The 25,461-nt window shown below is 60.1% G+C and carries 19 protein-coding genes, 1 tRNA gene, 2 rRNA genes and 1 pseudogene (1 of these 23 running past the window's edge); 7 read left to right on the top strand and 16 right to left on the bottom strand.

Annotation, left to right across the window (positions count from 1 at the left end; all coding sequences use genetic code 11):
• Positions 1-7 precede the first annotated feature (7 nt).
• The 3 genes from V473_RS16755 to V473_RS16745 are packed head-to-tail and all read left to right on the top strand — an operon-like array spanning position 8 to position 3,034.
• Positions 8-1,141: a hypothetical protein gene (locus V473_RS16755; RefSeq protein WP_066607632.1), complete on the top strand. Its 1,134-nt coding sequence runs from the start codon at positions 8-10 to the stop codon at positions 1,139-1,141.
• Complete coding sequence (locus tag V473_RS16750) at positions 1,123-1,890, top strand: SDR family NAD(P)-dependent oxidoreductase (protein ID WP_244884458.1); 768 nt, start codon at positions 1,123-1,125, stop codon at positions 1,888-1,890. The genes V473_RS16755 and V473_RS16750 overlap by 19 nt, the downstream gene beginning before the upstream one ends.
• A gap of 37 nt (positions 1,891-1,927) precedes the next feature.
• Positions 1,928-3,034 (top strand): phosphotransferase, encoded by a 1,107-nt coding sequence (locus V473_RS16745; protein WP_066607629.1) that lies wholly within the window; start codon positions 1,928-1,930, stop codon positions 3,032-3,034.
• A 96-nt stretch (positions 3,035-3,130) separates the two neighbouring features.
• On the opposite strand, the gene V473_RS16740 is transcribed toward V473_RS16745, so the two are convergent.
• Positions 3,131-3,958, bottom strand: coding sequence for an SDR family NAD(P)-dependent oxidoreductase (locus V473_RS16740; RefSeq protein ID WP_066607628.1), 828 nt, complete (start codon positions 3,956-3,958; stop codon positions 3,131-3,133).
• 46 nt (positions 3,959-4,004) lie between these two features.
• Positions 4,005-4,430, bottom strand: a complete 426-nt coding sequence (locus tag V473_RS16735) for a nuclear transport factor 2 family protein (protein WP_066607626.1) — start codon at positions 4,428-4,430, stop codon at positions 4,005-4,007.
• Positions 4,431-4,656: 226 nt separating this feature from the next.
• Here V473_RS16735 and V473_RS16730 point away from each other — a divergent pair, with 226 nt between their 5' ends.
• Both V473_RS16730 and V473_RS24570 read left to right on the top strand, forming a co-directional pair.
• Positions 4,657-6,996 carry a TonB-dependent receptor gene (locus V473_RS16730; protein ID WP_148648437.1) on the top strand — a complete coding sequence of 780 codons (2,340 nt, stop codon included), beginning with the start codon at positions 4,657-4,659 and terminating at the stop codon, positions 6,994-6,996.
• Between the two features lie 159 nt (positions 6,997-7,155).
• A pseudogene (locus tag V473_RS24570) lies at positions 7,156-7,242 on the top strand (hypothetical protein); the annotation flags it as partial.
• A 145-nt stretch (positions 7,243-7,387) separates the two neighbouring features.
• Here V473_RS24570 and V473_RS16725 read toward each other — a convergent pair.
• Genes V473_RS16725 through V473_RS16700 form a run of 6 tightly spaced genes read right to left on the bottom strand, consistent with a single transcriptional unit; the run spans position 7,388 to position 12,414 of the window.
• Positions 7,388-9,001, bottom strand: a complete 1,614-nt coding sequence (locus V473_RS16725; protein WP_066607622.1) for a GMC family oxidoreductase — start codon at positions 8,999-9,001, stop codon at positions 7,388-7,390.
• Between the two features lie 9 nt (positions 9,002-9,010).
• Positions 9,011-9,847 carry an isocitrate lyase/PEP mutase family protein gene (locus tag V473_RS16720; protein WP_066607621.1) on the bottom strand — a complete coding sequence of 279 codons (837 nt, stop codon included), beginning with the start codon at positions 9,845-9,847 and terminating at the stop codon, positions 9,011-9,013.
• Positions 9,844-10,155, bottom strand: coding sequence for an EthD family reductase (locus V473_RS16715; protein WP_066607618.1), 312 nt, complete (start codon positions 10,153-10,155; stop codon positions 9,844-9,846). The genes V473_RS16720 and V473_RS16715 overlap by 4 nt, the downstream gene beginning before the upstream one ends.
• A gap of 46 nt (positions 10,156-10,201) precedes the next feature.
• Positions 10,202-10,858 carry an NAD(P)-dependent oxidoreductase gene (locus tag V473_RS16710; RefSeq protein ID WP_066607615.1) on the bottom strand — a complete coding sequence of 219 codons (657 nt, stop codon included), beginning with the start codon at positions 10,856-10,858 and terminating at the stop codon, positions 10,202-10,204.
• Positions 10,859-11,353 carry an MFS transporter gene (locus tag V473_RS16705; protein ID WP_066607612.1) on the bottom strand — a complete coding sequence of 165 codons (495 nt, stop codon included), beginning with the start codon at positions 11,351-11,353 and terminating at the stop codon, positions 10,859-10,861. It lies immediately after the preceding gene.
• Between the two features lie 11 nt (positions 11,354-11,364).
• A complete protein-coding gene (locus V473_RS16700; RefSeq protein ID WP_066607609.1) occupies positions 11,365-12,414 on the bottom strand; it encodes an aromatic ring-hydroxylating dioxygenase subunit alpha in 1,050 nt (349 codons plus the stop codon).
• A 212-nt stretch (positions 12,415-12,626) separates the two neighbouring features.
• On the opposite strand from V473_RS16700, the gene V473_RS16695 reads away from it, so the two are divergent.
• Positions 12,627-13,523 carry an SMP-30/gluconolactonase/LRE family protein gene (locus V473_RS16695; RefSeq protein ID WP_066607606.1) on the top strand — a complete coding sequence of 299 codons (897 nt, stop codon included), beginning with the start codon at positions 12,627-12,629 and terminating at the stop codon, positions 13,521-13,523.
• Positions 13,524-13,534: 11 nt separating this feature from the next.
• Here the strand turns inward: V473_RS16695 and V473_RS16690 are convergent, their stop codons facing one another.
• Entirely contained in the window at positions 13,535-15,478 is a 1,944-nt protein-coding gene (locus V473_RS16690) for an MFS transporter (RefSeq protein ID WP_066607602.1), read from the bottom strand.
• 247 nt (positions 15,479-15,725) lie between these two features.
• Here V473_RS16690 and V473_RS16685 point away from each other — a divergent pair, with 247 nt between their 5' ends.
• A complete protein-coding gene (locus V473_RS16685) occupies positions 15,726-18,053 on the top strand; it encodes a TonB-dependent receptor (RefSeq protein ID WP_066607599.1) in 2,328 nt (775 codons plus the stop codon).
• Between the two features lie 47 nt (positions 18,054-18,100).
• On the opposite strand, the gene V473_RS16680 is transcribed toward V473_RS16685, so the two are convergent.
• The 7 genes from V473_RS16680 to V473_RS16650 all read right to left on the bottom strand — a co-directional run.
• Complete coding sequence (locus V473_RS16680) at positions 18,101-18,700, bottom strand: TetR family transcriptional regulator (protein WP_082679180.1); 600 nt, start codon at positions 18,698-18,700, stop codon at positions 18,101-18,103.
• Between the two features lie 41 nt (positions 18,701-18,741).
• A complete protein-coding gene (feaR, locus tag V473_RS16675) occupies positions 18,742-19,713 on the bottom strand; it encodes a transcriptional regulator FeaR (RefSeq protein ID WP_066607595.1) in 972 nt (323 codons plus the stop codon).
• Positions 19,714-19,870: 157 nt separating this feature from the next.
• A complete protein-coding gene (locus V473_RS16670) occupies positions 19,871-20,497 on the bottom strand; it encodes an HD domain-containing protein (protein WP_148648436.1) in 627 nt (208 codons plus the stop codon).
• A gap of 161 nt (positions 20,498-20,658) precedes the next feature.
• Positions 20,659-21,708, bottom strand: coding sequence for a bile acid:sodium symporter family protein (locus V473_RS16665; RefSeq protein WP_244884456.1), 1,050 nt, complete (start codon positions 21,706-21,708; stop codon positions 20,659-20,661).
• A 488-nt stretch (positions 21,709-22,196) separates the two neighbouring features.
• Positions 22,197-22,273, bottom strand: a tRNA-Met gene (locus V473_RS16660).
• 182 nt (positions 22,274-22,455) lie between these two features.
• Positions 22,456-22,570 (bottom strand): 5S ribosomal RNA (rrf, locus tag V473_RS16655).
• A 201-nt stretch (positions 22,571-22,771) separates the two neighbouring features.
• A 23S ribosomal RNA gene (locus V473_RS16650) occupies positions 22,772-25,461 on the bottom strand; it runs 131 nt beyond the window's last position.

Below are 25,461 nucleotides of genomic sequence, written 5' to 3'. Positions count from 1 at the left end.
GGAGACGATGGCCAAAGCGGACAGCGTATTGGACAGTTTGGCGGACCCCGCAGACCCTCAGGCGCGGGCGGAGACGCACCGCCTGCTCTTTGCAGCGCTGGCCACCGGCTACCAGACCGCCTTTGCCGACGCCGACCGGCCCGATTTCGTGCCATCGGTCAGCAGCGTCCTGAACACCGTCGGGGTCAATCCCGACTTCATCTATGGCGCGGCGCGGATCGATGGCGGGGGGGTGTACCGGCTGTCGGGCCAGCGCGGCGACGGCGTGTTCGTGTTCATCGATCTGGTCGCGGGTGGGCTGGGGCCGATGGAGCAATTGGGGCCGTCTGTCGGCATGATCGACCTTGACGCCTGCACGTTGGGACCCGACGGGGCGTTCGACATATTGGTCGGTGGAGAACGGCCGGACGGTCATGCGGGCGACTGGTTTCCGCTCGATCCGCGCGCCGTCACCATCGGCCTGCGCCACGCTTATTATGACTGGGGCATGGGCCGGGACTTGCGGATCGCGATCGAGAGGGTCGACCGGCCCGTGGGCGGCGCACCCATGCCTGCGGCCGAGATCGTGCATCGGCTCGATCGCCTGTCCGCCTTCGTCGAACGCTATGCCGGTTTCGCGCTGGGCTATGGCCAGCAGCAGCGGGCGCAGGGCTTTGTTAACCGCCTAGAATATGACGACTGGGCCGGGCGTGGCGGCGTGGCCGGGCAACATTATTATCAGGGCATCTTCCGGCTGGAACCGGGCGAGGCGATGATTATCGACACCGCGATGCCCGATCAGGTCCGCTACTGGAATGTGCAGCTGAACGATCCGCTGTGGAACACGATCGACTGGATCAACCACCAGTCGAGCCTGAATGGCGGCCAGGCCGTTCTGGACAGCGACGGGCGGTTTCGCGCCGTGATCGCGATCGACGATCCCGGCGTGCCCAACTGGCTGGACCCGGCCGGGCGGCTGGAGGGGTCGCTGATGCTGCGCTGGACCGGCGCGAGTTCGGGGCCGGAGCCGCTGCTGAAAATCGTGCCGGCGGCCAAGATACGCGCGCACCTGCCCAGCGATACGCCCGTGGTGACGCCAGAGCAGCGTGACGAAGCCCTCCGTCGACGTAGGCGCGGGGCGCAATGGCGGCGGCGCTGGTGATGGAATTTGCCGGCAAGGTCGTCCTCGTCACCGGGGCAGGATCGGGATTGGGCCGTGCCGCCAGCCTGGCCTTCGCGCGGGAGGGGGCGGCGCTGTGCCTGTTGGGGCGCAGCGCAGACAAGCTGGACGAAACCACGCGGTTGATCGGGGAAGCGGGCGGCCGCAGCGTGGAACTGCCCTTCGACCTGGGCCATGCCGATGATTGCGCCGCGTCGATCGCAGCCGCCATTGCGGCGTTCGGGCGGCTGGACGTGCTGTGCAATATCGCCGCCGATGTGATGTTCCACCAACTGTCGGACGTCACGGCCGACGAATGGCATCGCACCATCGCGTCCAACCTGTCCGGTCCCTTCTTCCTGATGCAGGCGGCGATGCCGCATCTGGTCAAAAGCCACGGCAATATCATCAGCGTGGCGTCCACCGCGGGCTTCATGGGCCAGGCCTATCTGGCCCCCTACACCGCGTCCAAATTCGGCCTTGTCGGCCTTACGCTCTCGCTGGCGATGGAGATGATGGACAGCCCGGTCAGGATCAACGTGCTCGCCCCCGGCCCGATGCGAACCGAAATGACGCGGGGGATGCGGTTTCCCGACTTTGCCGATCCCAAATTGCTGGCCCGCTACACCGGGATGCGGCCGCCCTGCCCGCCAGAGGATGTGGTGGAACCGCTATTGTTCCTGGCGTCTGACCGCGCGCGCCGGGTGCATGGCGCTTGCTGGGCGGTCGATGGCGGGATCATGGCCGGTTAGGCGTATCGATACAATAAACAGGAAAGGATAGCTTTGCATGGCCGACCCACTGGCGCATCCGACATCGGCGGCGGACATCACGCCCGCCTATCTGACCTGGTTGATGGCGCAGGCCGTGCCCGGCGTGACCGTCACCCATGTCGATATGGTGGAGGCCAAGACCTATGGCGAGCAGTTCGTGTCCACGGCCGGGCGCGTGATCGTCAATGTCCGCTATGGACCGGGCGGTCCTGAGGACCTTCCCCCCCGCCTGATCGTGAAGGTCGCGCGCGGCGTCGACAAGATATTGGCGCCCTTCTACGAAAATGAAGTCAATTTCTACAACCGCGTCCGCCCCGAACTGGACCTGGAGACGCCGCGCAGTTTCGGCGCGGGCTTCGATGCGAAATCGAGCGACTTTGCGATCGTGCTGGAAGACCTGACCCTGCGCGGCGCGACCTTTCCAAGCGTCCTGTCACCGGTGACGCTGGACACGGTGCGGTCCATCCTGTCGCAGCAGGCGAAGCTCCACGCCCGCTTCTGGGAAAGCCCGCGCCTGCGGCCCGGCGGCGATCTGGCCTGGGCGGGGAGCCATGTCGAGGGCAAGGTTGCGGACCTGATGATGGTGGGGGCCGAGCCGCTGATCCAGCATGAAATCGACACCGTGTCGTTCAAGCGCGAAATGGTGCAGCGGCTGCGCACGACCGGCCCGGACCTGCGCAACGGCACCTTGGCGCTGCACCGGCACCAGCAGAGTCTGCCCCAGACGCTGGTCGAGGGCGACATGCATATCGGCAACAGCTATCTGCTGCCAGATGGATCGGGCGGCCTGCTCGACTGGCAACTCACCTGTCGCGGCCATCACATGCATGATGTCAGCTATCTGGTGACGACGGCGCTGTCGGTGGAGGATCGCCGCGCGCATGAGAAAGACCTGGTCCGCTTCTATCTAGACAGGCTGGCGGCCGAAGGCGTCGCCGATGCGCCGTCGTTCGAGGACAGTTTCACCGAGTTCGGCCGCTGTTTGATATGGGGCGTCTATATTGGCTGGTTAACGACGCCGGTGGTCAATTATGGGTGGGAAATCAACGTGATCAATCATCTCCGCCTAACCACGGCCTTTGAAGATCATGGCTCTGCTCGTCTGATAGCGCAATTAGGTTGAATAACCGCCTCTCATCAGGCGAAGCCGCGATTCGCCGTCATATTGGCGAACCTTCATTGCGGCCTGTGACGCCAATGGCCAACCGCCTGATGCGCATCATGCGACATCGGCACCCGGTTGTTTCAACATGAAGTCGCGCTGAAGCTGCACGAACGGCAATGACGCGCTGATGCCGCCATCGGCAAGATAGAGGCCGCCATTGAGATAGGCCGCTTCGTCGGATGCCAGGAACAGGGCCAGCGCGGCAATATCATCGGGCAGGCCCAGGCGCGGGCTGTTGTGCAGCCGCAGGAAGGCGGCGCGCATGTCTTCATTGGCCCAAGCGAGCATGGAGGGCGTCTGGATCACGCCGGGGATGATGCCGTTGCACCGGATGCCCTGCTTCCCGAAGCTTGTAGCGATGGTCTTCACATACCAGTTCACTGCCGCTTTCGACGCGCCATAGGAAAATTGGGCGACATCGCCGCCCAGGGAACTGGTCGATGAGGTAAACAGGATCGCGCCGCCCTTTTGCCGCTGCATATGGGGTATCGCATATTTGCAGGCCAGCACCCCGCCGAGCACATTGACGCGCATGATATGTTCGAAAACGGACGCATCGAACGCCAGCAGGTCATTTTCCGAAGGCTCAGCCGCAGCCGCCGTCAGAATCGCGTTGTTGTACAATATGTCGATGCGACCGAATGTGTCGACCGTCTGCTCGATCATGATTTGGAGGTCCGCCTCCACCCCGGCGTCGACCGTAATGGCCAGCGCGCGGCCTCCTGCCGCCTCGATCTCCGCCACGACCGTCGCGGCGCCCTGTCCATTAATGTCGGCGACCACGACCGTGGCCCCTTCCTGCGCGAAACGCAGCGCGGTTGCGCGCCCGATACCGGACGCTGCGCCGGTAATCACGGCGATCTTGCTGGACAGGCGAGCCATGGATCAAGCTTCCTTCATGATGTGATGACAAGGTGGGCGGAGGCGATCAGCCGTGGGCCGCGACGTCTTCGCCGACGCCCATTTTCCGGGTGAGATCGGCCATGTCGAGATATTCGCGCCACCTTTGGATCAGGCCATTGCCATCCAGTTCGTAGATGGCGACCATCTGATGCGGGCAAGGCCGACCATAGATCATGGCCGTGTCAGATCGTTCCTGCATCACCATCGTGTCGCTGGAAAGCACATTGACGATATTGCATTTGTTGTTGGTCGCCATAGCCATCTGCCGATGAATTTCGGCGCGCAACGCTTCATGTCCTTTGATGACCGGACCGCCCGGCACCCATAATTGCCATTCGGCGTCGGGCGCCATCATCGACAATATCTTTTCGACATCGGGGCGGCTCTCGTCCGAACCGTCGCCCCAGGCGTCGCAAAATGCCGCGACGAATTTTTCCTGCGCCAGGCCCATGCCTCTCTCCTTTTGCCTTTTTCGATCGTGTCGCGACCATGGTGATGCAGCAAAGAGCCGCTTCCCCCTTCCTTTCGGCAGGTAATTAAGACGATCGTCTTCTATTTTATGGGGCGGGCAAAGAGATGGCGCAGCGCCACGCTTTCGGGAGGATATTGCTATGCACGCATTTGGGTTATCGCGCCTGTTGATCGGATCGGCACTGGGGACGGCCGCATTTTTTCCCATGATCGCCACAGCGCAGGATTCGGCGGAGACAAAGCCCCAGCGTAGTACAGCCAGTGTCGATGACATCGTCGTGACCGCACGGCGCGTCGCCGAAAGCCTGCAATCCACGCCCGTTTCGGTGACGGCCTTCAGCGCCGATACGCTGCGGCAATCGACCATCCGCGATACTCAGGATCTGCTGGTCAAGACGCCGGGCGTATTCCTGGCGGGGTCGGGCGGTCGGGAAAATACCAACTTTTCGATTCGAGGCCAGTCCAAGGCGCTGGCGGGCAACAGCGCCGCCGCCGTCATCAGCTATTTCGCGGAAGTGCCATCCCCCACGGTCGGGTCCAGCATACCAACCTATGATCTGGGATCGGTGCAGATTCTGAAAGGACCGCAGGGCACATTGTTCGGGCGGAACACGACCGGCGGCGCGATCCTCTATTATCCCACCGCGCCATCCTACGAGTGGGAAGGCTATGTGCAGGGCACATATGGCAATTACGACACGCGGCTGATGGAAGGCGCGCTGAACCTGCCGATCGTGGCCGACAAGCTGGCGGTGCGGATCGCCGGCCAATATCAGAAGCGGGACGGGTGGACCAAGAATATCGGCATCGGCGGCGATGCGGATGACCTTAATTCGCGCGCGCTGCGCGGGTCCGTGCTGTTCGAACCGTTCGAAGGACTGACCAATAGCACGATCGTCGATTATTATCGCAATCGTGCCGTGGGCGGCGGGTCGGTATTATTCAACATTCTGCCCGGTCCCAACGCGCTGTCGGCGACCGGCACGCTGGCGGCGGCCAGGGAACAACTGGCGCTGCAAATGGCGCGCGGGCCGCGAGTCATCAATTCCGACGTCGACGCCTTTGAACGGGTCAACCGGTTCGGCGTGACCAACCGGACGGAAATCGATCTTGGCCCCGATGTCCAGGTCGTCAACATCTTTGGCTATCGCCATACCAAGGTGGATTATTTTTCCAGCGTCGATGGCCTGCCTACGCTGATTTCGGACGGCACCGGCGCCATCCCGGCGGGTCTGCCGGTTACGGTGGTCGGCGGCCGGCAACGATCGGACGTCAAGCAATATACCGAAGAATTGCAATTGCGCGGCAAGCTGTTCGACGACAGGCTGGACTGGCTGGTCGGCGGATTTTACCTGGCCAGCAATCCGGTTGGTCCCAGCGGCACCTATATCCCCACCTTCATCCTGCCGGGCATCACCGATGCGCCGTTCAACTACAGCTTCTACGCTGAACGCAGCAAGGCGCTGTTCGGCAATATCGGCTATGATCTGGGGACATGGGTGCAGGGGCTGCGGTTCAGTGCGGGGTTCCGCTATACCTGGGACGATATTACCGCCTGCATCGGCGGCGGCACCACCCCCAACCCGACCGTCACCCCGCGCGACTGCCAGACGCGCACGCCCACCATCCGCAACGCCAGCGTCAACAAGACATCGTCCAAAGCGCCGACCTGGACGATCGGTTTCGACTGGCAGGCCAATGACGAGCTGTTCCTCTATGCCGTCACCCGGCGCGGCTATCGGTCGGGGGGGATCAACGGCCCGACGCTGGCCGGGCGACTGACGCAATTCCAGTCCTTCGCGCCGGAAAAAGTCACGGACATCGAAGCAGGCATCCGGTCCGATTTCCGCGCGGGCGCGGTCGACATCCGGCTGAACGCATCGCCCTTCATCGGCTGGTATAGCGGCGTTCAGGTGCCGGTGTCGGGCCTGAACACGCAGGCGACCTGTAGTCTGACTGCGCCGGGCGGCACCGATGCTCCGCGATCGCCCGATGGCGACTGCAACGCCAGCAACGATCCGGCGGGCGGCACGTTGCTGGTCAATGCGGGCAAGACGCGCGTCGCAGGCATCGACCTGTCGGGGCGGATTGCGCCGACCCGCACCCTGTCCTTCGATGTCGGCGCGACCTTCCTCGACCTCAAGTCGCGGTCGCTGACGGCGCCGGCCGACTTGCTGCCCTATCTGCGGATCGCAGAAGTGCCCTTCAACCTGGTCGCCAAGACGACCGTGACGGCCGGCGCACGCTGGACCCTGCCGCTTTCGCCTGATGTGGGCGAAGGGACGTTGTCGATCGACTATTATCGGTCGAGCAAGGTCCGATCGTCGGACAATGTCCTGCCCGCCTATGACCTGGTCAATGCGCGGTTCGACCTGAAGCAGGTTGCAGGATCTGGCTTTGATGCGGCCCTTTTCATGCGCAATCTGTTCGACAAGAAATATTATGCGTCGAGTAATGTGGGATCGGCGCAACTGGGGGTGATGAGCGGCTTTTATGGCGCCCCGCGTACCTATGGCGTCGAACTGCGCTATCATTTCGGAAGCTGAGCTCAGAGCGGTTTGCCGTCCGCTTTCAAGGGCGATGAGGGTTGGGCGCTAAAAACCCCGGTTGTGGGCGGGGTCGTATGTGGCCCAATGGGTCCCCGCATTTGCGGGGACAACGTGAATCTTGGCGTTCGCTTCGCTGACTGAGATATGCGTTGGTTGCGGGAGCGCGATCGCTTGGCTTGGCTTGATCTCGTCCCGCGCCAATTTTCTTCAGGCGGCAAAGAGCGGCTCGGTCGGATATCGAAGGCGATCAGGTCTCCGCAACCATCCGCTTTGGCGTGGATTTTGGTCCTCAACCCGCCGCGCAAGCGGTAGAGGGCTTGACCGCCTTGCTCCCTTTTGCATCCGCTGCTGACACAGGGGCGCGCACGATCGGAGGGTTGACAACATCTCAATCACGCATTGCAGGGCGATTGAGAATGACATCCGACACCTTGTCGCCAACGGCCATGATAGCGGAATGCGGATTGCCGGCAATTTGCGTCGGGAAGATGGAGGCATCCACCACCCGCAGGTTTTTTATCCCGCGTACGCAACAGCGCGCATCCACAACCGCTGCGTCGTCTAAGCCCATCTTGCACGATCCCATGGGATGAGAAGTCGTACCGGCCACCGATCGCAAATAGGCGTCGAGCGCATCGTCATCGACCGGATTAGCCTCAGGACGGGTAATTTCGCCCGCTATATCGGCGAAGGCGGGCTGTCGAATCATCCCCGAAAGCAGCCGATAATAGGACCTCATCCGGTCCATATCACCCTTGGCCATCAACAGGTTAAAGCAGATACGTGGTGCCATGGATGGATCGGCCGACGTCAGCGTTATGCTGCCGCGGCTTTCTGGATGCGCCAAACCAAAACTCATCATCAGCTTGTGCGGACCTGCCTTGGTAATGCCGGGATACCAGACCTTCGACAGCATCGTTCCGGCAGCCAGGTTGAGCCGCAGGTCGGGTGAGCGATCGAGACTGTTGGTGCGGATCGTCCCCATCGAGACGATGGGAGGACCGGCCGCCACCCCCCCCAAGCCCAGCGCCCATTGCGCAAGAGACAGGACGAAACGATCGGCGCGCAAACTGCGTGTGAAGCTCAACGGCTGCTTGACTGTGAATTCGAAACTGCCGCCTGGTTGGTCATTGAAGTTGCGACCCACGCCGGGCAGGTCATGCACCGGCTTGATGCCAACCGCACCTAGTTCGTCGGCGGGGCCGATGCCGGACAGCAGCAGGATCTGGGGCGATGCAATCGCGCCGGCGGCGAGGATGATCTCGCGCGCTGCATGGACGATCTTGCGCCGGCCATGATGGTCATATTCGACGCCGATGGCGCGTCCGTCCTCGATAATGATGCGGCGCACCTGCGCATGTGTCGCAACCGTGAGCGTCGCCCGGCTGGCGATCGGGCGCAGAAATGCGTCCGCAGCGCTGACGCGACGGCCGCGTGCATCGACGTTCAGATCGGACAGGCCTACGCCTTCCCCGTCATTGCACAAAAAGTCATCGGTCACCGGCCAACCCATCTGCCGCGCAGTTTCCAGAAAGGCCGGCATGAACGGACTGCGGCTGCCGACAGGAGAAATGCGCACTTCGCCGTCGGCGCCATGCACCGCATCCTTGCCGCGCCAGTGATTTTCAATGCGTCGGAAATAGGGGAGCAGCGACGCATAGTCCCAGTCGTTCAGGCCAAGATCGCGCCACTGATCATAATCATGTGGGCTGCCGCGATTATAGATGGTGCCATTGATCGCCGAACTGCCGCCCAGACCCTTGCCGCGGGGCACTGGGATCTTGCGCCCGCCCAGTCCCGGTTCGGGTTCGCTCCAAAGGCCCCAACTCGTCTTCGGGTTGAACCATAATTTGGTCGCCGCCAGCGGCATGCGATACAGCAGACTACGCGTGGCGCCTCCGGCTTCCAGCAACAGCACCGTACCGCCGCCGGGGCCGCTCAGCCGATTGGCTAGGACGGAACCGGCCGACCCGGCGCCGATCACGATATAGTCTGGGTTCATTGCCAGCCCTTACGCATAATTGCTGTCCACCTGCGTCCAGTCCGCCGTGCGCAGATATTGGCCGATGATCCGGGGATCAAAATTGGCTGGTGGCGCGCCATTGGAATCGCGAATGGCGGCCAGGCCTTCCTGCATGGCGACGACGACGCGCCACATGATCGCAGCAGGATATATGGCGACCTCCACCCCGATCTGCGCCAGTTCGTCGAGCGTTGGCGCGAACCAGGGCGTGCCTGGCACGACAACCGCCATGATGGGGATGCTGACAGCGTCCCTCAGCCGCTTATAGGCGTCGGCATCGGCAAGTCCGGGCAGGATCACCGCATCGACACCGAGTGTCTGATAAGATGCCGCGCGCAAGATCGCTTCGTCCAGATCGACCGCATAGGCTGCATCGCTGCGGCCCACGATCTGGAATGCGTCGCTTTGGCGTGCGGCGAGGGCGGCGCGCAGCTTGCCCTGAATTTCTTCGCGCGTGGAAATGGCGGGCAATCTATCGAGCCGGGGCGGCAGGACCAGATCCTCGAATGCAATCGCCGCAGCGCCGAGTTTCTCGAAGCTGCGAACCGTGCGGACCGTCGCCTTGGCGTCGCCGAAGCCGTTTTCGCCATCGACCATCAACGGCAGAGTGGAGCCTTCCATGATGCGCGCGACGGCGTCGCGATACTCGCCAAAACTTTGCAGCCCTGCGTCCGGCAGCGCCAATTGGACGGCGGCAAGTGCTGAGCCGCCGACGCCATAGGCGGAGAAGCCGGCGGCCTCGATCATGCGCGCGCTCAGGGCATCGTGCGCGCCGGGCAGCACCAGCGGCCGCCCTGTCGTCGATAATGTGTCGAACGCGATCATGCGGCGAACGCCTGCGCCGTGTAGCTGAGCAGGGTGATGCCGCCCGACGCATAATGGGGGACATCGGCGGCCAGGGCCTGTCCTTCGATCGATTGCATGGCCGACCTGGCGGTCGCGGCGTCGGCGAATATCCCCGTCCATGTGCAAAAATAAATATCGCCCGGCCCGATCGTATCGACCGCAAAACTATAATGCATATCGACCATAGCCGGCAATTTCGCGGCTAGCGGCAAATGGGTGTTCAGATAGTAGGTCCGAAAATGATCGGGATCCTGGGGTGCGCCATAAAGGGCGACTATGTGATGCATGTCTCGTCTCCTAAAACGCGAAGCTCGGAAAATGGTCGGTCGCGGCTCAATAACCTACGGTGAACCGCTCGCGATGATGTTTGGGATCGACGGCTTCCTCGATCATCGCATAGGCATAATCTTCCAGCGAGATGTGGCTGATGCCGTCTGCGTCATACAGCAGGTCGTCCTTGCCATAGCGAAACTGCCGGGTCAGCGCGGATGGCCGTAAGAGCGATGACGGTGCGACGACCACCCAATCCAACTCGGTTTCCGGCTTGAGGAGATAATAAAGCGCGCGCGTGACGCGGATGGCAGGCAGATATTCGTCAAAGCCATGATCCCACATTGGCGAATCGATATATTCCAGACCGTCCGGCGTGTGGAGGCTTGCAGCGCCGCCGACGGCCAGAAACCGCCAAACACCCGCCTTCTTGGCAGTGGCAATCGCCATGCGGTGACCACTCAGATTTTTCTCATGGTCGGCTTCATCCAGATCCCGGCCCGGATGAAAGGCATGGATCAGCGCGTCGTGGCCCGCCAATGCCGTGGCGAATGCGTCCGGTTCATCGATGCGCCAGGCTATGGCGCGCAGACGATCATGCGTCGGCAGTTTGGACGGGTCGCGAACAAATGCCGTGACCACTATATCGGGGCGGGACAGTGCTTCGGCCAGTATCTGTCCGCCAACATAGCCGGTTGCCCCGGTCAATGCGATTTTCATTCAACTCTCCATGATAGCTGGAACGGGTCTTGGACCTCTGATTTTCACGAACGTCAGGGTCGCAAGACCCAGCAATACCGTCAGTCCGGCTAAAACTGTCATGTGCCCCGACAGGCCGGCAATCATACGCAAAGGGCCAAGGACGATCGGGTTGACAAAGCTGCCGATGAAAATAGCCGCGTTCAGAAAGCCGACGGCCTGGCCGCTTGCTTCGGCTGGAACAGCCCGCATAACGGCCGCGTAAAGCAGCGGCGCGAATATGCCGAGCGAAGCGCCCAGAAGTCCTCCGGCTATGCAGGCTATGGCGAAGCCATGGGTCCAGCTGCCGAAGATCAGCAAGCCCACAGCACCGGTGGCGGTCGCCAACACGATCATCGCCACGGCGCCAAGACGCGCCAAGGTCAGGCCGAAGAACAGCGAAGCCGCAACCGCAAGCGCCGAGGCGATCGTCATGACGACCGCGCGCAGGCCGGGGGTGTCGATACCGTTCCGCATGGCATTCGTCGTCAGGACGCCACGCTCAGCCGCGTACGCTCGTCGCGCGCCAGCTTTTCGACAAGGCGGTTGAACAGGGTGACGCCGCGATCGGCTGTCGTGGGCATGATCCGAAAATCCGGCGTCGCGTCCATCACGCGCTGCTGCGCTTCAATGATGTCCTTGTCCTCGCCAAAGGCCATGGCGGCGATACCCATCAACGTGTCGCGCAGCGCTTCGTCGCCATGGTCGCGGTGCGGCCCCCAAGAGAAAAAATAGCGGGCCGTCTTGTCGGTCATCGGCGTGACCGCCTGGCTGGTGAAGGTGACCCCGGCCAACGCCTTCGACATGTCGGGCGCGCCGCCGCCCAAGGATTGCGATGTTCCTTGCGGGAAATTGCCGCCGGTCATCAGCAGCACACCCGGCACCAGGAAATCATAGGAGGCGAAACGCTCGATCGGCTGACCGATCGCTTCGCCGGGCACGGCGGATTCGCCGGTGATCCAGCGTTCGACGCGAACGCCGCGCTCCAGCATGGTAATTTTGGGCCGCTCATATGCCCACGCTTCCGGCGCCCCGAAGCTGTTGGCATGGACATAGCTCAAATGGCTGAAATCCAGTAGATTGTCGTTGATCAGGCGCGCCTCTGCCGCATAATCGAGTTGACCGTGACCCAATATATAGTCGGGATGGTCGAGACCCACGGCGCCGGGAATGAGAACTTCGTCTGCGGCTTCATGGTCCCCCATCCAGATCCAGACCCAGCTGTGCTTTTCTGCCGCCGGGTAACTCCGCACGCGCGCCTGCGCCGGGATCAGGTCCTGGCCGGGAATTTCAACCACGGCGCCCGTGCGATCGAACAACAGCCCGTGATACATGCAGCGCAGCTTGTCGCCCTCGCACCGGCCCAGCGACAGTGGCGCCAGCCGGTGGACGCAGCGATCCTCCATAGCGGCCAACTCACCATCGGCATTGCGCCAGACGACGACAGGCTCATTCAGAATGAAGGTGCCATAAGGCTTTTCAGGCAACAAATCCTGTGCCCAGGACGCCACATACCAGGCGTTTTTGACATAGTTCATCTGGCTCTCCTGCCAATCTCGACCATGGTCGTCCGTAGCTGCGCCGACCGACCAACCGGACGAGGCGCGTTCACATCGCTCACAGTTCCAACGGCTTTGATATGAAACATCGCCACCGTCTCCGCTTGCCTGAAACCGCCAAGTTTAGACCGCTGGCGACATCGCACCTGTGCCATATTGATCAACTAGCACTGCTAGGCTAACGCCCACTCATGGAGATCCGCACGATAGAGAGTTTTCGCTGCAAGCTGGGTGAAGGCCCCGTTTGGGACGTGCAGGAACAGGCACTTTACGGCACCGATCTTTTGTCGCGATCGATCTGGCGTTATGATCCACAGCAGGACACGCGCCAATCCTGGACGTTTGCCGACTACACCGGATCCTTTGCGTTGCGAGAGAGGGGCGGCGCTATCGTCGCCTTGAGCAGCGGGCTTTACCTGTATGATTTCAGCACTGGGGCCCAGCAACTGATCGCCGATGTCTGCGGTCATGACGATCAGCTACAGCTTAACGACGGCAAAGTTGATCAGCAGGGCCGCTTCGTCGTGGGCAGCGTGCATACGAGCGGCACGGAGGCGGAAGCGGCCTGGTATGGTGTTGCGGGTAATCTATCCATCGCCACTCTGGCCCGCCAATGGGTGGTGACCAACGGACCATGCTGGAGCCCGGACGGAGGGACATTCTACGCCGCGGATTCCATGCGCGGCGACATCTTCGCCTATGATTACGACACAGCGGACGGCCGCATGTCAAACCCCAGGATATTTGCGCACACGCTGCCGATGGGCGGCATACCCGACGGAGCGACCGTCGATGCCCAGGGTTTTCTGTGGACGGCGATATGCGGTGGATCGAAAGTCGTGCGCTATGCTCCGAACGGCGAAATCGCGCTGACGATCGACATGCCTACACCACTGGTGTCGAGTGTGATGTTCGGTGGACCGGATCTTGATCGGCTGTTCGTCACATCGATCGATGGCGAAGCGGCGGCGCGTGAAATTCCGGCGGCCGCCCAAAGCCCCGTTGCGAGCGATCGCCATTCGGGTGCGTTGTTCGTCATCGACGGTCTGGGGATTAGGGGTTTGGCCGAACGTCGATTTGTCGGCTGATGGGCCGACGGTTAAAAATGATATTTGACGAGATTACGTCCGAGTGCAGGATCGCGTGGACGCGCCGGCATATCGGGCGGAATGTCCGCGCTCTCTGGCGCGCCGACAAAGAAGAGCGATTCGATACCCGTAACCTGAGCGTAGAAAGTGGGCGACCAGTACATGGTTTCGATCTTCCATTCCTCGGCGATCTTGACGAAACTATTCTCGTAAACGCCCTCCGCCCAGATCATCGATGAACCCTCGCCACGGTTGCCTTGGATCAAGGCGCGCGAACGTGCTTTGGCGCGATTGCCGTCAGCATCGATGGTTATGATCATCTGCAATTGAAGGTGATTGTAGATTTCGCCCCGATTCAATGATGCGCGATTCTGTCCGATCACTTCGCGAAAGAAGCGGGACAGTTGCGCCTTGCCGACATATTTGCCGCGAGATCCGATCTCGACGGAGCAGTCTGTGTCTGCGAACAGGTCGACCAGCCTGTCCCAGTCGCGATAATCATCATAATAGCCATAGAGATATTGCAGCTTGCGGATGTCGGATTCGTCGCGCAATCGTGCGACTTGCGCCCTCAACTCGGCGATTTCAGCGGCCAGTGCCCGGCCGGTTTCGTCATCCATTCGTGCCTCCATCGTTTCTGGCCGGTCGCGCAGCGCGCCAGGCAGCAGCATTACGCCGACCGCGCATATAATCATCGGTATCGTCAGCAGGCCCAAAATCGGCCCGCTCGTCCAGCCAGCCTTCATAAGCGCTGCGACCACGATCGGGCCGATAATCGCCCCTGTCCTGCTGATGCCATTGTACCATCCAACCCCCGTCGAACAGAGTTCGGGAGGATAGTAAAAGGCAGCAGCGATCGAACTCAGCGCCATCTGGGCGCCGAATATGCCCGCGCCGACAAAGGCCATCAATACAAGCCACAGCGTCACGCCACCCGATCCCGCCGTAAAGATGTACAGCAGCGCCGTGGCAGCGACATAAGCGGCGAGCAGGGCCATGATCGCATAGCCGCGATCGGCCAGCCATGCGATCGTCAACCCGCCGGCGATGCCGCCAAGCGCCAGCAGGCCTGTCGCCCGCTGGGCCATATCGCTCGCCCATCCGGCCGATCGCAGCAGCGTCGGCAACCAGCCGATCAGCGAATAGGCGACGAACAGGTTGAACCAGAAAATGACCCAGAGCAAAATCGTCCTGCGACGATAGCGAATCGAAAATAGCGCCCCAACCGATGCGCGCCCCGCGTGGCGCGGGGCCGCGATCGTCGGTGTCGCATCGGCGTGTCGGGGCGATATCCTGATGATCTGACGCCTCACATCCGCCGGTCGCAGGCCTTGCTGCACCAGAAATCGCAATGATTCGGGAAAGACGCGCCACAGCAAAAATGCCATGGCGAGCGGTAGAGCGGCGCCTACGGCAAATATGCCACGCCAGCCCCAGATATGTTCCAGCCGGGGCGCGCTGACGCCAGCGGCGAACGAGCCAAGCGCCATGCAGGCGATCATGAGCGTCACCAGCGCCGCGCGTCGGCGCGCGGGTACATATTCGGCAGTCATCGCCACCGCTGTCGGCACCGCGCCGCCGATGCCAAGACCGGTCAGCAGTCGCCAGAACGCAAGAACGACAGCGTCGGGCGCCAGCATCGCGCCGATCATCGACAGGCCGATGGCCACCATCATCCAGATCAGCATCGGCCGCCGTCCGACGCGGTCGGCAAGCGGACCCAGAATCATCGCGCCCAGCGCTATGCCGACCAAAGATGCCGACAGGGCCATCGTGAACGCGGTTGGCGCAACGCCATAGTCATCGGCCATGCCGGGTATGGCGAGGCCGAGGGCCTGGACGTCGTAGCCGTCCAGGAATGTCGCAAGGGAGCATAAGCCGACAACCCATTTCTGGAAGCGCGAAACTGGCGCGTCGTCGATCATCTTGCCTATATCCACATGGACTGGCGTCACCTTGATTTTCCTCTCCGCTACGGCGCTACCGGCGCAATATGACCGAGGAAGGATGAACGGGATTTACGGCGGTTGCTTGTCCGCCAACGCCATCGTGTTGAATTTCTAGGCCTTGGGCGACGGGCGTCGGCCTTAGTCAAACCGCAGTCGCAGATGTTCAAGCGAAAGGGCAGTCAGGGATCGTAAGATATCCGCTCCAATACAAGAGCCGGCTCAAGCCGGACGGAATTTTCAGGAGAGGTATCTGATGCGATTCCATCGGTTCATGCTTGGTGCAAGCGCGCTGGCGTTTATACTATCAGTCGGCCCGGCCCTGGCCGCCTATCCGCAGGGCATCGCCGAACCCGCCACGCCCGATCAGGCTGCCACCGCGCCGCAGGACGTTTCATCGACCGACAATGATATCGTCGTCACCGCGCTGTTCCGGTCCCAGCGGTTACAGGACACGCCGATCGCGATTACCGCGCTCGACGCCCGTGCGCTCGAAGCGCGCGGCCAGGCCAGCGTGACCGATATTGCGGCGTCTGCGCCGAATGTAACGATCCAGCAGTCGAGTTCGGGTTTCGGCAACGCCGCCGCCATATCCATTCGCGGCATCGGCCAATATGACACCAATTTCGCGCTTGAACCGGGTGTCGGCGTCTATATCGACGATGTCTATTATCCCACGATCTTCGGATCGGCGTTCGATCTCCTCGATCTCAGTCGGGTCGAGATTCTGCGCGGGCCGCAAGGCACGCTTGCGGGCAAGAATTCGATCGGTGGCGCCATCAAGCTCTATTCGAAAAAGCCCGATGGCGAAGGCGGTGGCTTTGTCGAAGCGGTCTATGGCCGCTTCAACCGCATCGATCTGCGCGCGGCCGCCAACATAACGCTCGTGCCCGACGCCTTGTTCGTGCGCATTTCTGGAGCGCTCAAGAATAGGGATGGCTATGTCACCCGCTATGACTATGGCTGCCGAAACCCGGCGTCCGGCTATCCCGCCAACCGCTCCACCAACGACTGCCGCCTGGGCACCGAAGGGGGGCAGGATTATCAGGGCATTCGTGCGGCACTGCGCTGGCTGGCAGCGCCCGGCCTCGAAATCAATGTGATCGGCGATTATAGCAAGGATGATTCCGAACCCAGCGCATCGCGCTTGATCGCAGGCGCCACGCCGTTCAAGCAGCAGTTCGCCACCGGCGAGAAGTTCGTCAATTATTCCAGCTATGTTGTGCCATCGGTCGGCTTTTCGGCGCCGCCCCAGTCCCTGGCCAAGAGCCACGGCATTTCGGGCACCATCGATTATGAACTCTCGCCCCACATCAAGCTGACGTCGATCACCGCCTATCGCAAGACCACCGGTGCATATTCCAACGATGGCGACCTGTCGCCGGCCGGCGGTAGCCTAACCATCGCAACCCAGCGCTTTGCGACCTTTACGCAGGAATTGCGACTGAACGGCAGTTTCGGCGACGTGGTCGATTACACGGTGGGCGGTTACTATTTCCGCGGTCGTGGCTTTCTGGGCGGGCGCAATCATGTCGGCACCGATGTCTCAGCCGACACGCACATCACGGTCGTCGATTTCGTGCAGGGCGACAATATCAATTCGAGCAGCAAATCGGCGTTTCTGCATAGTGTCTTCCATCTTGCAGACGGGCTGAATGCGTCGGCAGGGGTGCGTTATACCGACGAAAAAAAGACCTATGCGTTTCGCCGTGTCGACCCTGTGACCGGTGGTCCCGCCGCGTTGGTGGGCGGCCTGGACGGTGTGACCGCCAACCCGCCCTATACGAATTCGCGCTGGGATTATCGTTTGAACGTCGACTATCGCTGGTCGCCCGACCTGTTGACCTACGCGACCGTTTCGACAGGGTTCAAGGGCGGTGGCATCAATCCGCGGCCATTTACCCCGGCACAAGCCGCGCCGTTCCAGCCCGAAACGCTGACCGCCTATGAAATCGGCGCCAAGAGCGATCTGCTGGACCGCCGGCTGCGGCTTAACCTGTCGGCCTTTTTCAACGATTATCGCGCGATCCAGATCACGACCTTTGGTCCCTATGCTGGCTTCCCGCTTTCCGCCCGCCCCGAAAATGCCGGTCGCGCCCATGTGAAAGGAATTGAGCTGGAAACGACGATCGTTCCGACCGACGGTTTCGCCATAGATGGATCGGTGAGCTATCTGGACTTCAAGTATAAGGCACTGACCGCAGGCGCACTGGCCGCAGGTATCACCCGCGACATGGTCAACTCCTTCACGCCGAAATGGAAGGCCAGCCTGGGTGCGCAGTATGAGATCGCCTCCGCTGTCGGGACGTTCACGCCCAGGCTGGATGTCAATTACCAGTCGAGCTTCTTCACCAACGCGCTCAATGCGGCGACCAATCATGTCAGCAATTATACGATAATGAACGGCAGGATCGCGTTCAGACCGGACAATTCGTCTTGGGAAGCCGCAGTCGCGGTGACCAACCTGGCCAACAAATATTATTACGTGAATATCTTCGACAATCTCACCCAACCAGCGGGCACGGCTGCTGGAACGGTCGGTCGTCCGCGCGAGTGGAGCGTGATGCTCAAGCGCACATTCTGATCGGACAGCCTCTGGAAATCGGCTGTGCGCAGGTCGCACGGCCGTTTCTATCCCGCCGGCGTCGAAAGGGACTTGCCGTTGCGGATAGCGATGCCCTGGACCAGCGTTTCCACGCCCGCTGCGAATGTCTCGTCCATTTCCATCATCGAAACCATCAGGCGACGGACCGTTTCATTCTGTTCGTTTACGGCCCAGCCGACAACGAAGCTTCCCAGGAAAGATATGCTCTGATCCGCCGCCAACTGAGTGAACCCGGCGCGCAATAGCGGCTCTGCCATGTCAGGAAGCAATTTTCGGCGAATTTCGTCGCTGGGGTTGGAGCTTGCGTAGAGCATGGCGCCATCGCGATATTCCAGTGTCATCGCCCGCGTTGCGTGCGACAGGGTTCGCAGCCAGACATCCCACGCCACATTCCGATCGAGCGGTGCCAACGCCCTGTACAGTATGCGGGCCGTCATGTGACCCAGCAATTCCGCCTTATTCTGAAAATGATGGTAGAGCGAGGGACCCTGCATACCGAGCGCCGCTGCTAGTTTTCGTGTCGACAGGCCTTCCAGGCCCACTTCGTCAAGAAGCGCCAGCGCCTGGTCGGCGATGCGATCGACCGTCAGCGCCATATGTTTTTTTTCGCGAGGCAATCTGTTCATCCTGATAGGCCTGTTGGCGTAAGCCCTGCAATAGGCAGTGATCAGTGGACCTGAGGGAGAGCGGCCGCTGATCGTGACATCATCGCGGCAGCGCGATATTCCGATGCGGTCTGTCCGAATTCGGCCCGAAAAAGACGGCTGAAATGTGCGGCATCGTTAAATCCCCAAGTGAACGCGATTTCAGTGATCGACCGTTCTCGCTGGCCAATATCCTGAAAATCGGCTGCGCACCGATCAAGCCGACTCTGCCGGATCCAACGACAGACGGTGAGGCCAGACCCTTGAAACAACCGGTGTAATTGACGTTCGGAAATGCGGTGTTCGCGCGCGATGCTCTTGGGCGTCAGATGTTCGCTTTGCAACCGGCCGACGACATGGTTCTGGATCGCCCGCAGCAGGGTTGCCGTTTGCGGCGCCTCGTTCGTCATATTCTGTGCGTCTTGGCTCCGCCAGCCCGCGACGATCAGGCCGATCAGCGCCTGACGAATGGCAGCCTCCTGCTCCGCATCGTGCCCGCAGGCCTGTTCGAAAGAGGATCGTAACAGAGCGCCTACCAGAACGGCGGATGACCGGGGCAGGGTTGTCGCCAGCCGCGTCGACCAATCCACGCCGCTACTGTCCAAAATATCCCGCGGAATATGAAGCGAAATATGCACATTCTTGCGGTCGAAAACGAACCGACTGGGTCGCGCCGAATCGATGATCGTAATATCGCCTGGCGTCATGATCGCGGCTCGGCCATTTTGTTCGAGCGCACTGCGATCAGATAATTGCAGGATGACAAGATAGTCCGACTGGCCGCCTAACTCGATCTCGCGTCTGCCCCGCAGCGATTCGCCGGCGGTCTGGCTCAGTCTTGCGCAGTCCATCCCGGCGATGCGGCGCGCGTCGATCGAACCTTCGAAGTCCCCGGCACTGAACGTCGTGACGAACGGGCCGCATCGCGAGTTGATTGCCTCACACCAGGCTTCACGCCGAAATGGTCTTTCAACCATGCTGGTTGCGAAATACATACCACTCTCCTCGCCAAGAACACGCTCTCTGCGGAGCGCTGTCACCTGGATATATGCGCCGGAATGCCTGGAGCATGGAGCCTTATAGCCTAGCAGTGGTAGGTTGGCAATGATCGCGCGATCGCCAAGTTCCCATGCGTCGCAGCAACAACGCAATTCACAGAAAGTTGTTCGGCCAGATCATCGTGCGCCACATATGGGCCGTCGGCGAATTATCGAAGCCCAGGCCGTCTTCTGGTTCGCGGAAATTCCGGCCAATAATGTCTGTGAAATCTTCCGGGTCGATGTCCCATCCGTCTTGAAACGCATAAGTGTCGTAAATGGTGACCAGTCTGGACGTCATATACCAGCGGTGATTGCGCGCCTCATCATGCGCTTGCTGAATATATTCGGGCGGCGTGTAGTCTGTGCCGAAATAGCTTTTATACGAGTCGGGATATTTGAAGCCGACGGATTCGTCCGCAAAATAGCGCAGCGCCTGATGATATTGCACCGCCCAGGCGATTTCTTCCGTGACATAGGGCGCGACCAGCTGTGCGCTCCAATATCCATGATCGGTGCGAATCAACGCACCGTTGGAAATGTCATGCAGCAGACAGGCCATGACGATCTTTTCCTCGTGCCCCGCGTCGAGCGCCGTCTTTGCGCTTTGCAACAAATGGCGGAAAGTGATGTCGGAGAAGCGGTGGCGAAAGAAGTCAAGCAGCGTGGGGCGCTTGGGCATGGTACTCAACTCTGGATTGTCACCCATCATGAACACGGTGCCGGGGCCAAGCTGCGCCATCAACTCCTTTTCCGTCGGACCGCCATCATGGCCGAACCGCGCGATAGGCTGAGCCAGGACGAGCCGGCGCAGGCCGTCCTGCGAATTGTCGGCTGTTGCGGGAACATGATCATGGAGATTACACACGGGGACATCCTTGTTCAGTGTCGAATGCGGTACGGTCAACCCGTCGAGGACGGACTGGTCGAAGCAACCACCGGAGCGCGATCCTGCCGTCCCGCCCGCGCATAACGGCGGGCAAGGGCGGCGCAGACGATCAGCTGCATCTGGTGGAAAATCATCAGCGGCAACACGACTGCGCCCATATCCGGCCCGGCGAACAGCACGCGCGCCATCGGTACGCCGCTGGCAAGCGTCTTCTTCGAGCCGCAAAAGGAGATCGCGATCTCATCCTCCCGCGAAAATCCGAGCAGACGGCTGCCATAGCGGGTAACGAACAGCGCCACGGCTAGCAGTAGCGCGCAAATCCCAAGCAGGCTGGACAGTATCGTCCACGATAACGTCTGCCAAAGACCGGCGATCACCGCCGCCGAGAAGGCGCTGTAGACCGCAATAATGATGGTCCCCCGATCGCACAGACTCATGATCTTCTTATTGCGTGCGGCCCAGTCGCCCAGCCAGGGGCGACACAGATTGCCCAGGATGAAGGGCAGGAGGAGTTGGAGAGCGATCTTCCAGCTGTTAGACATCGGAATCGCGCCACCATGCGCTTGGGTCAGCAGCCCGACGACGATCGGCGTGACAAAGATGCCAAGCAGGTTCGATGCGGTGGCGGAAGCGACAGCGCCTGCGACATTGCCGCCTGCGATCGAGGTAAAGGCGATTGACGATTGAACCGTCGACGGCAGAGCACACAGGAAAAGCAGGCCTATCCATAATGGCGGGGGCAGGAGTCCAGGAACGGCCGCCGCGATCCCCAGCCCAAGCAAGGGGAACAGCACGAACGTGGCGGCAAGGATCGCCAGATGAAGGCGCCAATGGGTCACACCTTGTATCAAAGCTTCGCGGGGCAGCCGGACTCCATGCAGGAAGAATAGCGCGACAATCGCGATGGTGGACGATGCGTCCACGATAGTGGCGAATGGGCCGCGTGCGGGAACCATGGTGGCAACCAGGATGGCCAGCAGGAGAGCGACGATAAATGGGTCGGGCGAGAAACGGCGTATTATGGGAAACATGTCTGAGCTGCCTCTATGGTTCGCGTTGCGCATCTCACTCGACCAGATAAGTAGGCGAGAGCAGCTTAGTTTACGGACCTGGCGATGATTTTCTTGCCCGGTCACGCCAGCAGATAGAAAAACCGCGCCATCCCGCCGCCCGCTACGGTTCACCCCCGGCATACCGGCTACTGCGGGACAGCGACCTTCTGATCCCGGCGCACTGCTGTCGCTGGTTCTATCAAAGCAAAAATCGGCGCGGCATCAGCCCGTTCCGCTATTTCAATTCGTCATGATCTGCTCCTCGCTAACCTGCTGCGCTTCATCTCCGTCCTCCTCAATGAAGGACTCCAGCTCAAACTGGCGGAATTTCAGGGGAGCAGGTCAGGCGGCTGGATGGGCCGCCTTTCCATCTGCCGATGGCGCGAAGAGCAGGCGATAAAAAACCCCGCTTTGTGGGCGGGGTTGTGTGGTGCGATGGCCCCCGCTTTTACGGGGGCGGCGCAAAGCCTCAGCACGCTGCGTTCGGTAATGCTTTATGTTGGTTGCGGGAGTAGGATTTGAACCTACGACCTTCAGGTTATGAGCCTGACGAGCTACCGGGCTGCTCCATCCCGCGTCACCAACATGGGCTGCGTTTTGCAGCCTGCGAAGCATTTTTGCTTGTCATCCCGCTTTTGCGGTCTGACGGCGGGCTGCTTCATCCCGCGTCACCAACGGTAAAAGGGCGACCTTTTGGGTCGCCCTTTTATGAGACGTTATGAATGGGTTTTTGTTTCCGATATATGCGCGAGCTTCAATGCCTGGCGACGCCCTACTCTTCCAGTGCTTGAGCAATAGTACCATCGGCGCAGACTGGTTTCACGGCCGAGTTCGGGATGGGATCGGGTGGGTCACAGACGCTATGGTCACCAAGCAATGAAGCTGGCGCATATATGGGTTTTTGATCGATGCCGTGCACATGAGTATTTGCTTGCCAAACACGGCAACAGCCGCGTTTGGTGTATGTTTTGTAAGCGTATATCCGGGCTGGCTTAACAACCGACCGATCGCTGACATGCGCTGGAGACCAGCATTGTCGTTGATGGTGGGACTCTGCGGTTCACAAGTGAACCGTTTAAGCGCGAATAGGACAATTAGTATCGGTTAGCTTCATGCGTTACCGCACTTCCACATCCGATCTATCAAGGTCGTGGTCTTCGACCGTCCTGAGAAATCTTATCTTGAGGGAGGCTTCCCGCTTAGATGCTTTCAGCGGTTATCCCGTCCATACATAGCTACCCAGCTGCGCTCCTGGCGGAACGACTGGTACACCAGAGGTATGTTCAACCCGGTCCTCTCGTACTAGGGTCAACTCCTCTCAAATTTCGACGCCCACGGCAGATAGGGACCAAACTGTCTCGCGACGTTCTGAACCCAGCTCACGTACCACTTTAATTGGCGAACAGCCAAACCCTTGGGACCTGCTCCAGCCCCAGGATGTGATGAGCCGACATCGAGGTGCCAAACGATTCCGTCGATATGAGCTCTTGGGAATCATCAGCCTGTTATCCCCGGCGTACCTTTTATCCGTTGAGCGATGGCCCTTCCACGAGGGACCACCGGATCACTATGACCGACTTTCGTCTCTGCTCGACTTGTCAGTCTCGCAGTCAGGCGGGCTTATGCCATTGCACTCTAACAGACGGTTTCCAACCGTCCTGAGCCCACCATCGCGCGCCTCCGTTACTCTTTAGGAGGCGACCGCCCCAGTCAAACTACCCACCACAGAGGGTCCCTGTACCGGATAACGGTACGAGGTTAGACATCAGAAAACAGCAGGGTGGTATTTCACCTATGGCTCCACATCAACTGGCGTCGATGCTTCAAAGCCTCCCACCTATGCTACACAGCTCTTTCCTAATGCCACTCTGAAGTTGCAGTAAAGGTGCACGGGGTCTTTCCGTCTAACCGCGGGTACTCCGCATCTTCACGGAGAATTCAATTTCGCTGAGCATATCCTGGAGACAGTGGGGAAGTCGTTACGCCATTCGTGCAGGTCGGAACTTACCCGACAAGGAATTTCGCTACCTTAGGACCGTTATAGTTACGGCCGCCGTTTACCTGGGCTTCAATTCAGAGCTTGCACTCCTCCTCTTAACCTTCAGGCACCGGGCAGGCGTCAGGCCCTATACGTCGTCTTGAAGCCGACTTAGCAGAGCCCTGTGTTTTTGCTAAACAGTCGCTACCCCCTGGCCTGTGCCCCCCACAAGAGCTTGCGCTTATGTGGGGCCTCCTTCTTCCGAAGGTACGGAGGCAATTTGCCGAGTTCCTTCAGGATACTTCTCTCAAACGCCTTGGTATACTCTACCATTCCACCTGTGTCGGTTTAGGGTACGGTCTATACGGAGGGGCTATTTCCTGGGACAACTTCACAGCCTGGAGCAATCCAATAAGCCCAGACCATTTACGCCATCCGTCACACACCTCCAGGCCCACGAATATTAACGTGGTTCCCATCGACTACCCCCTTCGGGCTCGTCTTAGGGGCCGGCTTACCCTGCTCAGATTAGCTTTAAGCAGGAACCCTTGGAATTTCGGCGACAGTGCATCTCACACTGTTAATCGCTACTCATGTCTGCATTCGCACTTCCGATACCTCCACGGTCGGTTACCCTCCCGCTTCAACGGCCTACGGAACGCTCCGCTACCGCTCAGTCAAAGACTGAACCCTAAGCTTCGGTGCATCACTTTAGCCCCGTTACATCTTCGCCGCAGGATCTCTTGTTTAGACCAGTGAGCTGTTACGCTTTCTTTAAAGGATGGCTGCTTCTAAGCCAACCTCCTGGTTGTTTTGGAAATCCCACATGCTTTCCCACTTAGTGATGACTTGGGGACCTTAGCTGTAGGTTAGGGCTGTTTCCCTTTTGACGACGGACCTTAGCACCCGCCGTCTGTCTGCCGGACTAGACTCGTTGGTATTCGGAGTTTGGTTAGTGTTGGTAGATCTCGCGACCCCCGCAACCATCCAGTGCTCTACCCCCAACGGCAATCATCCGACGCTCTACCTCAATAGATTTCGCGGAGAACCAGCTATTTCCCGGCTTGATTGGCCTTTCACCCCTAAGCACAACTCATCCGACAATTTTTCAACATTGAACGGTTCGGTCCTCCAGTGCGTGTTACCGCACCTTCAACCTGGTCATGCATAGATCGCCGGGTTTCGGGTCTAATGCATCAAACTATGGTCGCCCTATTCAGACTCGCTTTCGCTGCGCCTACACCTAACGGCTTAAGCTTGCTTGATACACTAAGTCACAGACCCATTATGCAAGAGGTACGCGGTCAGGTCTCGCCTATCCGAAGATATTGGGACCCTCCCACTGCTTGTAGGCATCCGGTTTCAGGTACTGTTTCACTCCCCTCATCGGGGTGCTTTTCACCTTTCCCTCACGGTACTGGTTCACTATCGGTCATGTACGAGTATTTAGGCTTGGAGGGTGGTCCCCCCATGTTCAGACAGAGTTTCACGTGCTCCGCCCTACTCAAGTCCTGGAATATCATTTTCGCATACGGGGCTGTCACCCGCTATGGCCGCACTTTCCAGAGCGTTCTGCTAATTATATCCCAGGCGCTGGCCTGGTCCGCGTTCGCTCGCCACTACTAACGGAATCTCGGTTGATGTCTTTTCCTCCGGGTACTGAGATGTTTCAGTTCTCCGGGTTCGCTTCACCAAAGCCTATTTTATTCAGCTTAGTGATACCTCGACCATTTAACCGCTGATCCGTCCGTCCCGAAGGTCGATCGAACCAATGATTAAATGGTGAA

The organism is Sphingobium cupriresistens LL01, from assembly GCF_001046645.1.
Classification (GTDB): Bacteria; Pseudomonadota; Alphaproteobacteria; order Sphingomonadales; family Sphingomonadaceae; genus Sphingobium; species Sphingobium cupriresistens.
Note: the sequence above shows the minus strand (reverse complement) of the source record. Positions and strands in the feature narration are given on the sequence as shown.

What these genes read in the sequence shown, in the direction of transcription:
- feaR (WP_066607595.1), bottom strand. Translation starts at nt 19,713, where the DNA reads ATGTATTTCGCAACCAGCATGGTTGAAAGACCATTTCGGCGTGAAGCC.
- V473_RS16670 (WP_148648436.1), bottom strand. Translation starts at nt 20,497, where the DNA reads ATGGCGCAGCTTGGCCCCGGCACCGTGTTCATGATGGGTGACAATCCA.
- V473_RS16720 (WP_066607621.1), bottom strand. Translation starts at nt 9,847, where the DNA reads ATGATCGCGTTCGACACATTATCGACGACAGGGCGGCCGCTGGTGCTG.
- V473_RS16735 (WP_066607626.1), bottom strand. Translation starts at nt 4,430, where the DNA reads ATGGGCCTGGCGCAGGAAAAATTCGTCGCGGCATTTTGCGACGCCTGG.
- V473_RS16755 (WP_066607632.1), top strand. Translation starts at nt 8, where the DNA reads ATGGCCAAAGCGGACAGCGTATTGGACAGTTTGGCGGACCCCGCAGAC.
- V473_RS16710 (WP_066607615.1), bottom strand. Translation starts at nt 10,858, where the DNA reads ATGAAAATCGCATTGACCGGGGCAACCGGCTATGTTGGCGGACAGATA.
- V473_RS16700 (WP_066607609.1), bottom strand. Translation starts at nt 12,414, where the DNA reads ATGAACTATGTCAAAAACGCCTGGTATGTGGCGTCCTGGGCACAGGAT.
- V473_RS16730 (WP_148648437.1), top strand. Translation starts at nt 4,657, where the DNA reads ATGATCGCCACAGCGCAGGATTCGGCGGAGACAAAGCCCCAGCGTAGT.
- V473_RS16745 (WP_066607629.1), top strand. Translation starts at nt 1,928, where the DNA reads ATGGCCGACCCACTGGCGCATCCGACATCGGCGGCGGACATCACGCCC.
- V473_RS16695 (WP_066607606.1), top strand. Translation starts at nt 12,627, where the DNA reads ATGGAGATCCGCACGATAGAGAGTTTTCGCTGCAAGCTGGGTGAAGGC.
- V473_RS16750 (WP_244884458.1), top strand. Translation starts at nt 1,123, where the DNA reads ATGGCGGCGGCGCTGGTGATGGAATTTGCCGGCAAGGTCGTCCTCGTC.
- V473_RS16665 (WP_244884456.1), bottom strand. Translation starts at nt 21,708, where the DNA reads ATGCGCAACGCGAACCATAGAGGCAGCTCAGACATGTTTCCCATAATA.
- V473_RS16740 (WP_066607628.1), bottom strand. Translation starts at nt 3,958, where the DNA reads ATGGCTCGCCTGTCCAGCAAGATCGCCGTGATTACCGGCGCAGCGTCC.
- V473_RS16725 (WP_066607622.1), bottom strand. Translation starts at nt 9,001, where the DNA reads ATGAACCCAGACTATATCGTGATCGGCGCCGGGTCGGCCGGTTCCGTC.
- V473_RS16685 (WP_066607599.1), top strand. Translation starts at nt 15,726, where the DNA reads ATGCGATTCCATCGGTTCATGCTTGGTGCAAGCGCGCTGGCGTTTATA.
- V473_RS16705 (WP_066607612.1), bottom strand. Translation starts at nt 11,353, where the DNA reads ATGCGGAACGGTATCGACACCCCCGGCCTGCGCGCGGTCGTCATGACG.
- V473_RS16715 (WP_066607618.1), bottom strand. Translation starts at nt 10,155, where the DNA reads ATGCATCACATAGTCGCCCTTTATGGCGCACCCCAGGATCCCGATCAT.
- V473_RS16680 (WP_082679180.1), bottom strand. Translation starts at nt 18,700, where the DNA reads ATGAACAGATTGCCTCGCGAAAAAAAACATATGGCGCTGACGGTCGAT.